Here is a 10,396-nt window from a genome sequence, read left to right as displayed (position 1 = left end):
AGGGCAGATCCCATTCGGTGGCACTCGCGAAAGCGGGTGCAGCAGTCGCAATCTTCGATGTCTGTAAAGACGTCAAGAGCATCGGCTACCCGCTTTCCACACTCGAGGACATGACAACAACCAGAGGCATGATCGAGGAAGCCGGCGGAACAGTCCTGCCGATCGTGCTCGATGTACGCGACCGCAACGGTGTCTCACGCGCCGTCGAGCAGACCGTGGACACCTTCGGTCGGCTCGACATTCTCGCCATCAACCACGGAGTCATGGCGATCAGCGAGTTTCGCCATATGGATCCCGATGAATGGGATGCTGTTGTCGACATCAATCTTAAGGGTGTCTTCAACGTCTTTCATGCGGGACTGCCGCACCTGCTCAATCAAGAGTCGGGACGCGTGGTCATTACATCGTCGATGGCCGGCAAAGGCGGGTATCCACAATTCAGTCACTACTCGGCTTCGAAGTGGGCGGTGATCGGTTTGGCGAAAACGGTGGCGCTCGAAGTGGCGACAACCGGAACCACCGTCAATGTCATCTGCCCGTGCTGTGTGAATACGCCAATCATCCACAACGACACGATGTATGGGTTATTCCGTCCCGACTTGGACAGCCCGACCATCGACGACGTTGCCGAGGAGTTCACACGGTACCAACCGCAGGGAATGCCGTGGATCGAACCGCAGGCGATCACTGATGCGTTGATGTTCCTGGTCTCCGAGGGTGCCAAGCACATCACCGGCGAGACCCTGTCGGTGGCCGCCGGACAGAATGCGACGGGTGCAGCGTGACAAGAGCAGGCGCGATGCCTTGACCGAATCCGCTCGTGCGGAGAACATCTCGGTGGTGCGCGACCATATCGCAGGTATCAATGCCAGGTATTTCGACTGCGTGCGGATGATTTACTCTTCGAGTAGATGTTTGCGCCGCCGTCAGTGGAACACGGACCTGCTCGCAGGCAAAGTGCACCCTTACGCGGGCAAGATGGAGTTGCGGTCGAACCCACCCAGCTGTGGTGGTGGCTATCTGCTGGCCACCGGTGTCGGATCCGCCACCGGAAACACAAACGCCGGTTTCTACGGCCACCTCATTCCCAGTGGGGTAGCGGTTGCCGATACCGGAGATTGTGGACTTCTCGCTCTACTGGAGTGAACAGCTGGATGCGATGCCGCTCGAAGACCTGTACTACCTCATCGAAACTTCGCCAGCCATCACGTTTCCATGCAGTGTGATGTGAGTCGACTCCGCGCGGGGTGTTCGATAGTCGCGATCCCGGGCCTACCGGCCGCGCGGGTACACGTCGTCCGCGCTCCATCGTCCGCGGCCGGGTTCCGATACCGTGGGCTGTGGCATCGCGCCTATGCCGGCGGCCTGGAATCGGCGCTGGTCTTCGGGTCGGCAGCGGCTCGTTCGGGAGTCGAGTTTGGGCCGACCCTCTGCAGCACAACAGCTGTTCCAACCTGCCTGACCGGAAGGTTTCGCGCCGTCTTCGCCCTGGTCGCACTGGTTTCGGGAGTTCTAACGGAGGCTACCTATGGTGGCCTGGAACACGTCCAGAGAATGGAGAACTCAAGTGACCGTGGATATTTCGTATAGTGCGACGTGGGGGAATCTAGGACTTCATCTACCCGCCCGCGTATTCGTGGAGCAGGAATTGAAGATGCTTGTGATGGCCGAGGAACTGTGCTTTGATGCGGCCTGGTCACCCGAACATCATTTCGATGCTAACTATGCGGCGTGCCCGGACAACGCGCTCGCCCTGAGTTATGTCGCAGCGAAGACCAGTGTCATCAAGCTCGGCTTGGGCGCTGTCATCCTCCCCTGGAATGATCCAGTTCGTGTCGTCGAGAAGCTCAGCATGCTCGATCATGCGAGCGGCGGCCGCCTGCTCATCGGTTTCGGTCGCGGATTGGCGAAGATGGAATACGCGGGTTTCGGGCTGGACATGAACGATTCACGTGACCAGTTCAACGAGTCGATCGAGATGGTCTTACGCGGGATACGCACCGGCATTGTCGAGGGCGACGGGCCACACTATCGGCAGGCACGAGTCGAGATTCACCCCGCCCCCGATCCGGCCCTGGCGGATCGGCTGTACTGCGTCGGAATGTCTCCCGACTCGGCGGTCCGCGCCGGAGAACTCGGTGCAACGCTGCTCACCTTCGTGACAAGCCCCGATGAGCAGATGAAGCCCTTGATCGACGCGTATCGCGACACGTACCTGGCGCGGCATGGCCGGACCGCTCCGCCGGAGATTCTTGTCGACTTCGCTCTGGTACACGAGGACCGCAACGAAGCTGAGCGTCTTGGTCGCAAGTACGCGGGGCGTTACTACGAATCGGTAGTCAGCCACTACAACTTCGACGGGACACACTTCGGCACGACCCGTGGATATGAGGCATATGCGGACGGGGCCAAAGCAATTCGCGACGCAGGACTGGAAGCCGCAACGGACGCATATGTTGCTCCCCAAGCAGCCATCGGGACACCCGAACAGGTACTGGCGAAGTTCCGCAGGCGGTACGAGGTCTTGGGCCGCACCAATGTCATGGCAACCTTCCTCTATGGGGCAATGCCATACGAAGTAGCCGAACAGAGCATCAGGCTGTTTGCCGATGCGGTCATGCCGGAGCTCCGGAAGATGGCCGCCCAGAGCGATGAGTCGATGGCCGACCAACTTGCCTAAGTCCGACCAACGCGCGTGCTTCAGATTGGTGATCGCGTCCAGTCACCGGGTCGTTGCGCCGAGTGAGTGAGGATCGCATGGAGTTTCTTGGGTCCCAAGTTCTGCTCGACAAGATAGCGATGCCGATGCAGCCGAGTAGGGTCATTCGTCGGCAGCGTGTCATCGACGTGCTCGGCGGACTCGTGTCCGAGCACCGCGTTGTTACAGTCTGCGCAGCCGCCGGTGCCGGTAAGACGACGGCGGTTGTGCAGACCGTGCATGAATCGGCACTGTCGGTCGTCTGGCTGACCTTGGACGAATCCGAGCGCTCCCCGGGTAGATTCCTGATCTACCTCGCGTCGGCACTGGATCGACAGGTGTCAGAATGTCGTGACACCATCGGCGAGGCACTCCGGCAGGGCGCCTCCCATTCGGAAGCGGCCGGCCTGCTGGCTCAGTCGATCGGCCTTAGAAAACTGATTGTCGTATTTGATGAGCTCGAACATTTGAGTTGCGGTCCCAGTAAGGCCTGGACCGTGCTCGCCGCGTTCATACGCCACGCACCGGACACGGTTCGAATCATTCTCGTGTCGCGACGTGCACTCCCCGAGGCCGTACTTCCAGCCTTCCCCGAGATGGCCACCGTTCAATATCGAGATCTTGACTTCACCGAGTCCGAAGCCATCTCGGCGTTGAGCGAACAAGGAATAGCGACATCCGTTGCACGTGACGCAATCGCATCGATCGGCGGTTGGGTGACCGGCGTCCTGTTCGAAGCGTGGACGATCAATCGAAACCGCAACGATCCAGGTGCCGATTTCGATCCACTGTTCGGGTATCTGGGAGCCCACCTGGTGGGCGGCCTGGCCGAGGCCGACCGCGACTTCATCATCACGACCTCGATTGCTCGCGAAATATCAGTCGCGCGTGCTCGCGCACTCGGATTCCAAGACGCACACCAGAGGCTGGCAAGCGTGCGACATTGCCACCTTCCGGCGGTATGGAACGCGGCGGATCAGACGCTGAGGCATCACACGCGATTTCGCGAATACCTGCAATCTCGCTTCGAACAACGCGACTCGACCGAGGTCCGGCGAATCCGGGTGCTCTGGGGGAAACGTCTCATCGCCGAGGGGCATCATGAAGAAGCCGTTGAGCATCTGGTGACTGCAGGCGAAATGGACATCGCGTGTCGTGCGATGGAAGTCGCCATAGTCCCGGTCATCGAGCGTTTCGATCTTCCGGCCGCGCAACATTGGCTCGACAGCTTGGACCCCGAACACCTGAGGTCGTCTGTGATTCTGGCCGAGGCGCAACTCATGATCAGCTGGGCGTCCGAAGACTACCGGGAAACCGCGCGCACTGCGGATCTGCTCGTCGCCGACGGGCGGCTCGATCGGGTGATTGCGTCCTCGGGCAGGGCGGCGGCGCTGGTCGGGTGGACGTACTACATGCGCGGTCGGATCTCTGCCGCAGCGGAAGTCCTCAATCGATCATGCGGTGGCGACGAGGTTGAAGCCGTGAGACTCCTGATAGCCGGCGGGGATAGGAGAAAGGTCTTCACACAGCTCACAGGTGGGCCGTTCGATCTGTTTGCCCTCTTTGCCGATTACTTTTCGGGAAGCCTGTCCAAGATTAGGTACTCGGCGCGGTCGACATGGTCAGTTGGTGTCGGCGTTGCTCAACGTGTGGCAGTGCTGCGCGCGACCGGTCAGACCATGGCGGCGATAGACCTCTATCGCAAAGCCGTCACGGAACGCGATCACACACTGGGCATGCTCACCTTCATGGGGCCGGACCTCTTCATCGATGCCTGTGAACTTGATGAGGCACGCGAAGTGGTCGCTGATGCGAGGGCCCGTTTCATGGCCATGGGGGCCGATGGATGGGCGGCTGCGCTGTCGCTCGCTGAGGCCAAACTCGAGCTTCGACTGGCCAACGACCCCGACGCTGCGATAAGAGTATTGAACTCGATCGACCGCTCACCATTTGTTACCGGCTGGCTGTTCAGATCTGCCGTCGACGCCTGGTACGGTTTGGCTCTTCTCAAGCAAGAGAACGACGTTGACGCGCAACGTCGTCTCGAACGAGCCGTTGGGCTGATGACCGAGAATCTCGGGCACATCGACCTGCCGGCAGCGGCGGTATATCTGTCGGAGGCGCGATTTCGCTGTGGTGATTCCGTGGGTTCGACATCCGCGGCGTCGACAGCTATGTCGGCGGCAGTCGATCAAGGGTCGAACCATCTCATTCTCCAGGCCCTCAATGACATGCCGTCAGTCCTGAGGCGATGTGTCTCAGCAGAAGCCACGAGGTTCTCACGATGGCACTCTCTTGGACGATCCACTCTCACGACGCTGGCAGGCACGCGTTCGTTGGCCAGCTGTGTCGTGATCATGGAGTTCGGAGAGTTTGAGCTACTGGTCAACCGTTCCGCGGTCACTCCCGCGCTGACCAAGAGTGCCGAGCTGATGGCATTTCTTGCCACAACCGAACGGATGTCGGTCAGCCGCGAGGGGATACTGGACGCATTGTTCGACGGAAGATCAGACGAGTCGGCCAAAGCCTATCTGCGCCAGGCGATCCATCAGCTGCGTGTGGTACTTCCGGCGGACACTGTTCTCAGCGATCGAAAGCGGGTTTGGCTGAATGCTGACGCGGTCTCGTCCGAAAGCGGCTCCCTGTTAATCGGTTTGACTGAACTGAATAGACTCAACGGCCACGCCAAGTTGGAGCACTGCTCCACGCTCCTCGATCCGTTGGACGGCAAGTACCTGCCAGGGTTCGAGGCGGAATGGGTTGAATCGCGCCGGGAGAAGATACTACGGGACATTGCCGACGCCCGGATGGAGGTGGCGCACGAGGCCTTCCTCATCGGGCGATTCGCGGAGTGCAGGGCGTACTGCGAATCGGTTCTAGCCGGTGATCAATATCGCGACCTTGCGTGGTTACTGCTGATCGAGGTTTCCGCGACGTGCTGTGATTTCGACGGGCTCCTGTCGGTGTATCGACGCTACCGCCGGGTGCTCGATGAGTTGGGACTGGAACCCAGCGCAGAGATAAGAGAGCGGATCCAGCGAATCGGATGCTGAGACGACACCGAACTATTCAGACGAGAAAGTATCTCCCCAAGAAAGTAACATGACGAATGACTTCGCAAGCAACACAACCCCTGGAGACCACGGTCGACGTCACTGATGCGATCTCGGGTATCGGCGAATCGCTGAGTATCGCTGCCCGGGTCTACCTCCCGGCCCAGGCGCCGAGGAGCGTGTTGGTCTGCTGGCCAGGCGGTTCATATGACAATCGCTACTGGGACTTTCCGGCAGACCTCGACTACAGCTTTGCCGACTATATGACGCGCCGTGGACACGTCGTCGTTGCCGCTGACCATCTCGGTGTCGGACGAAGCGCAAAGCCCGCAGCGGTCGATTCTGTTCACCTCGGCAGCATGGCCGCCGCGCAAGAGATCTTTGTGCGCAGTATTCGGCAGCAACACTGGGCGCAGCGCATACCGGTTGTCGGCGTCGGCCACTCACTTGGTGGGTGCTCAGTTGTGATGACCCAGGCGGAAAGTGGCTGCTACGATCGGATCGCGAATCTCGGGTTCACCCACGGGACCAAAGACTCCGTCGCGACTGCAACGAGCATCGACGATGAACGCCGCGCGGCGGTGGAGCAGGCCAAGGCCTTCTTTGCTGATTGGGATGCCGGCTACGCCCTCGCGCCCCGGGAACCGAATCACTCCTGGTTGTATCGTCCGAGCACGCCCGAAGATGTTGTGGCACTGGATGACAAGACTGTGACACCCTGGCCCCGTCAAGCCTATGTCGATGCATTCATCCCGGGGTACACCGCCACCTTCGCGAAGCGCGTAACATCCCCGCTGCTTGTTGCGTTCGGCGACCACGATATACCAGAGAATCCGTACGCAGACGTCGAATTCTATCAGTCGTCGAACGAAATCGAGTTTCTCCTGGTGGAGGATACGGCTCATTGTCATAACTTCTCAGTGAATCGGCACTGGCTGTGGGATCGGATCGGTCGTTTCGCGCTCGCGAACGGCAGTTGAAAGGACGATGTCGACGGTCGGGAATTGAGCTCGATAGCGACGTCGGCCGATGGCCGGCCGCCATTGAAGAAGAAAATGTTTACAGAAGTAGAGGCAGAAGGTGGACACGTATTTGGGCCGCACCATGACCAAGAACGCTGCGCAGTAATGTAATAGTCCATCAGGGCTATTCGAGTAAAGTCATTTCGACAGAACAATCACTGAGGTGCCGCATGTCCAAGTCCCATTACCCAACGTCTTTCGGTGTCTTTATGGCGCCCTTCCACAAGATCGGTGTCAGTCCCTCTGTCCTGTTCGAGCGCGACCTCCAGGTGATCGAGCTGGCCGACAAGCTCGGGTTCCAGGAGGCGTGGCTGGGTGAGCACCATTCGGGTGGCCATGAGCCGATCGGTTCGCCGGAGATGATGCTCGCGGCAGCATCACAGCGAACCGGAAACATCCGGCTCGGTACGGCTGTCAACTCGCTGCCCTATCACAATCCGTTTCTGCTCGCCGAGCGGCTAGTGATGCTCGATCATCTCTCCCACGGTCGCGCCATGATGGGATTCGGCCCCGGCCAGCTGCTTTCGGATGCGCACATGTTGGGGATCGATCCCGGTAGGCAACGGGACATGATGCTCGAAGGCGCAGAGGTCATCGTCCGCTTGCTGCGTGGTGAGACGGTCACTGCGAAATCGGATTGGTTCGATCTGCATGATGCCAAGCTGCAGGTGTTGCCCTACTCCGTCCCCGAGTTGGATGTGGTGGTCGCCGCCGTAACATCGCCGTCAGGTCCGCTTACCTCCGGCCGCCTCGGCGTAGGCATGATCAACCTCTCGTCCACGAACCCCGCTGCATTCGACGCGCTGAGGTCTCATTGGAAAATAGCTGAGAACGAAGCGACAAAGGCCGGTCGAACGATTTCCCGCAAGAACTGGCGGCTGTCGGCGATCTCGCATATCGCGGAAACAGAAGAGCAGGCGCGCAACGACTGCAAGTATGGGTTCGAAGAGATCTGGAACTACCTGGCACACATCTCACCACTCCCGGCGTCTGACAAGCCGAACGTCGAGGATATGATCGACGAGGCCATCGCGGGCGGATCAGTTCTGATAGGGACACCGGATACTGCGATCGAAACCATCCACCGGCTCGCGGATCAGACCGGCGGATTCGGCAGCTTCATCATGACTCTGACCGACTTCACAACGTACGATCGCCAACTCAACGCCGTAAAGCTGTGGGCCGAGTACGTCATACCCGAGTTTCGTGGTCAACTGAAACCGATCCGGGAGCACAATAAGTGGGTCCTCGACGGCGAGTGGAAGGCCGAGACCATGGCCGCCATCAATGCTGCGACCGCTAAGTACGAAGCTCAGCAACAGGCCGAGGCCAGTAGCTGATTCGCTGAACGATCTGCGGGAGAGACAGCCCGAAGTGGCGTCTGGTGAACATCGATCAGCCACTCGGCGAGTGGAACTCGTCGATAGGACAGCTCGTGACGGTGAGTGGGCCCGCCAGCGAGTGGACGCTGCCGCCCGCAGCTCGGCATCCGGGCGGGCCGTCGTCATCGTCGACGACCGACATGCGCCCCAGTGGGGTGAAATCGTCTTTCCTGCAGATCGGTTCAGTACCTCGGATGCAGCATTCGCAATCCGCCACTCCTCCGGATTCCTTCAGGTGGCGCTACCTGCACTCTCTGCGACAGTCGAAAATCTGCTGCAGGAAATCGGAGTGGGTAAATCCGCTGCGATTGTCCTGGCCGACGCTGACCCCGAACTCGTTGTCCCGACTCTTGTGGGTGCGAGTGTGGGGACAAACTCCGGACAGAGTTGCGTTGCTCAGACGCGGATTCTCGTCCCTGCCGAACAGTACGACTTCTACGCCGACGCACTGGCTGAGGCTTTTGAATCAGTGCAGGCTGTGATCCTCTTGATCCCTGAACTACCCGAGGCAGTCGTTACCGGCGCCACCCACGGGCAGGGGCCCGGCAGCGCACCCAGAACAAATAGCACCCCAACCCGGCCGTCAACGGACGTATCGAAACCTCGATACGTCCGGTCGCCGCACACAGAAAGGACAAACCATGGGCTTACTCGATGGCAAGATAGCGGTCATCAGCGGTGCGGCGCGCGGACAAGGCCGCGCCCACGCGATCCGCCTTGCGGAAGAAGGCGCGGACATCATCGCCTTCGATATCTGCTCCGACATCGACACCGTCCCCTACAGCCTCGCCACCGCCGACGAGTTCGACGACACGATCGAACAAGTCAGGAAGCTCGACCGCCGCATCGTCGCCGAGCAGGTGGACGCGCGCGACTACGACGCGGTCGCCGCCCTGATCGACCGGGGAGCCCGCGAACTGGGCGGGCTCGACATCGTCGTGGCCAACGCGGGCATCACCTCGTACTACAGGTCCGAAGAACTGACTCCGAAACAGTGGCAGACGGTCATCGATGTCAATCTCACCGGAGTATGGAACCTTTCTCGAGCAGGGGTGCCGCACCTGATCGATCGTGGCGGGGGCTCGATCGTGATGATCTCCTCCTCTTCCGCCCATGTCGGATTGCAGAACCTCAACCACTACTCTGCCGCCAAGGCAGGCATGGTCGGTCTGATGCAGTCCATGGCCGTCGAACTGGGACCGCATATGATCCGGGTCAACACGATTCATCCGACCACCGTGCGTACAGGTATGGCGATCAATCAGGCCACCTTCGACCTGTTCCTGCCCGGTGTGGGGCTCTCCGCCGGCAGTGCCGAGGCCGAAGACAAGGCCGGTGAAGCCTTCAAAGGCTTGAATTCAATGCCCATTCCGTGGATCGATCCGGTCGACATCAGCAATGCCGTCCTCTACCTCGCCTCCGATATGGGGCGATACGTCTCCGGCACCCAGCTTCGCGTCGACGCGGGCTCAGCCGTGAAATAGACCACCGGTCGACGACATTCCATCTCCAAGAGTACCGATGACCACAGAGAACAAAGAAATCACCCGCCTGTGGCTGAACGATCTGTTCAACGAGCCCACCCGCTGGGACCGGGCTGTCGACACCATGGCCGAGGACGTGCAGTGGCATGTCGAGGGCTCCACCGATATATCCGGCCTGCACAACGACCGCGAAGACTTCCGCCCCCGGGTCATCGTGGCAATGGAAACTGTGCTCGAAAGCGTCGAATGGAGCGTGGACAACATCTTCGCCGAAGGTGATCTCGTCTGTGCCCAATCAACCGGAAAAAACTTGATGAAGAACGGCATCCGCTACTCCAACCGCTACGTCCACGTATTCAGAATCCGCGACGGAAAGATCCAGGAAGGGTGAGAATACCTCGACACCCAACGCTCAGGAGTTACACCCTTGACCGTACAGTCTCGATCGAAAAACGGAATAGTTTCTGGTCAATATGTCACCAAGGCTGAACTGGTTGCCGCGGTTGGCAACTGGATCAATTTTTATATTGCTGTAAGACGTTTTCTCCGCGATCGGGATGCAAAGCCCCGACAACTATGAGAACTCACTCCGAGCGGCAGCCGCCTGAAACTACGTAAACCCCCTGTCCACCGTCTCGGAACCTCACAGGACGTGACAGCACTCATCCCGCTGACGCGAACCCCTCACCCGCGCGAACGATCGAATTCGAAGTGGAGTTGCAATGACCGAAGCTGTTACAAAGCCTGGCTTTAGCCT

General features: G+C 59.7%; 8 protein-coding genes and 1 pseudogene. All 9 read left to right on the top strand.

The window, feature by feature from the left end; all coding sequences use genetic code 11:
* Positions 1-785: SDR family oxidoreductase (locus ON40_RS34800; RefSeq protein WP_040829518.1), on the top strand; the 785-nt coding region annotated here is incomplete at its 5' end.
* The gene (locus ON40_RS52495; RefSeq protein ID WP_157186594.1) at positions 775-1,146 is read left to right on the top strand and encodes a hypothetical protein; all 372 of its coding nucleotides are present in this window, start codon (positions 775-777) and stop codon (positions 1,144-1,146) included. The genes ON40_RS34800 and ON40_RS52495, both read left to right, overlap by 11 nt.
* A gap of 421 nt (positions 1,147-1,567) precedes the next feature.
* Positions 1,568-2,680, top strand: a complete 1,113-nt coding sequence (locus ON40_RS34795) for an LLM class flavin-dependent oxidoreductase (protein WP_169541948.1) — start codon at positions 1,568-1,570, stop codon at positions 2,678-2,680.
* Between the two features lie 77 nt (positions 2,681-2,757).
* Complete coding sequence (locus ON40_RS34790) at positions 2,758-5,751, top strand: AfsR/SARP family transcriptional regulator (protein WP_040829516.1); 2,994 nt, start codon at positions 2,758-2,760, stop codon at positions 5,749-5,751.
* A gap of 56 nt (positions 5,752-5,807) precedes the next feature.
* Positions 5,808-6,731, top strand: coding sequence for an alpha/beta hydrolase (locus ON40_RS50405; RefSeq protein ID WP_083896133.1), 924 nt, complete (start codon positions 5,808-5,810; stop codon positions 6,729-6,731).
* A gap of 212 nt (positions 6,732-6,943) precedes the next feature.
* Positions 6,944-8,113: an LLM class flavin-dependent oxidoreductase gene (locus ON40_RS34780; RefSeq protein WP_040829514.1), complete on the top strand. Its 1,170-nt coding sequence runs from the start codon at positions 6,944-6,946 to the stop codon at positions 8,111-8,113.
* Positions 8,061-8,618: pseudogene (locus ON40_RS54960) on the top strand (aldehyde dehydrogenase family protein); the annotation flags it as partial. The gene ON40_RS34780 and the pseudogene ON40_RS54960, both read left to right, overlap by 53 nt.
* A gap of 178 nt (positions 8,619-8,796) precedes the next feature.
* Positions 8,797-9,639 (top strand): mycofactocin-coupled SDR family oxidoreductase, encoded by an 843-nt coding sequence (locus ON40_RS34775; protein WP_040829513.1) that lies wholly within the window; start codon positions 8,797-8,799, stop codon positions 9,637-9,639.
* Positions 9,640-9,676: 37 nt separating this feature from the next.
* A complete protein-coding gene (locus tag ON40_RS34770; protein ID WP_040829512.1) occupies positions 9,677-10,030 on the top strand; it encodes a nuclear transport factor 2 family protein in 354 nt (117 codons plus the stop codon).
* The last annotated feature ends 366 nt before the right edge of the window (positions 10,031-10,396 follow it).

Source organism: Nocardia jiangxiensis NBRC 101359, assembly GCF_000308615.1.
Lineage (GTDB): Bacteria > Actinomycetota > Actinomycetes > Mycobacteriales > Mycobacteriaceae > Nocardia > Nocardia jiangxiensis.
The sequence above is the reverse complement of the archived record's forward strand: the minus strand, read 5'-3'. Positions and strand labels throughout refer to the sequence as shown.

Excerpts from the sequence above, each read along its gene's own strand:
- ON40_RS50405 (WP_083896133.1), top strand. The coding sequence starts at position 5,808 with ATGACTTCGCAAGCAACACAACCCCTGGAGACCACGGTCGACGTCACT.
- ON40_RS34780 (WP_040829514.1), top strand. The coding sequence starts at position 6,944 with ATGTCCAAGTCCCATTACCCAACGTCTTTCGGTGTCTTTATGGCGCCC.
- ON40_RS34790 (WP_040829516.1), top strand. The coding sequence starts at position 2,758 with ATGGAGTTTCTTGGGTCCCAAGTTCTGCTCGACAAGATAGCGATGCCG.
- ON40_RS34770 (WP_040829512.1), top strand. The coding sequence starts at position 9,677 with ATGACCACAGAGAACAAAGAAATCACCCGCCTGTGGCTGAACGATCTG.
- ON40_RS34775 (WP_040829513.1), top strand. The coding sequence starts at position 8,797 with ATGGGCTTACTCGATGGCAAGATAGCGGTCATCAGCGGTGCGGCGCGC.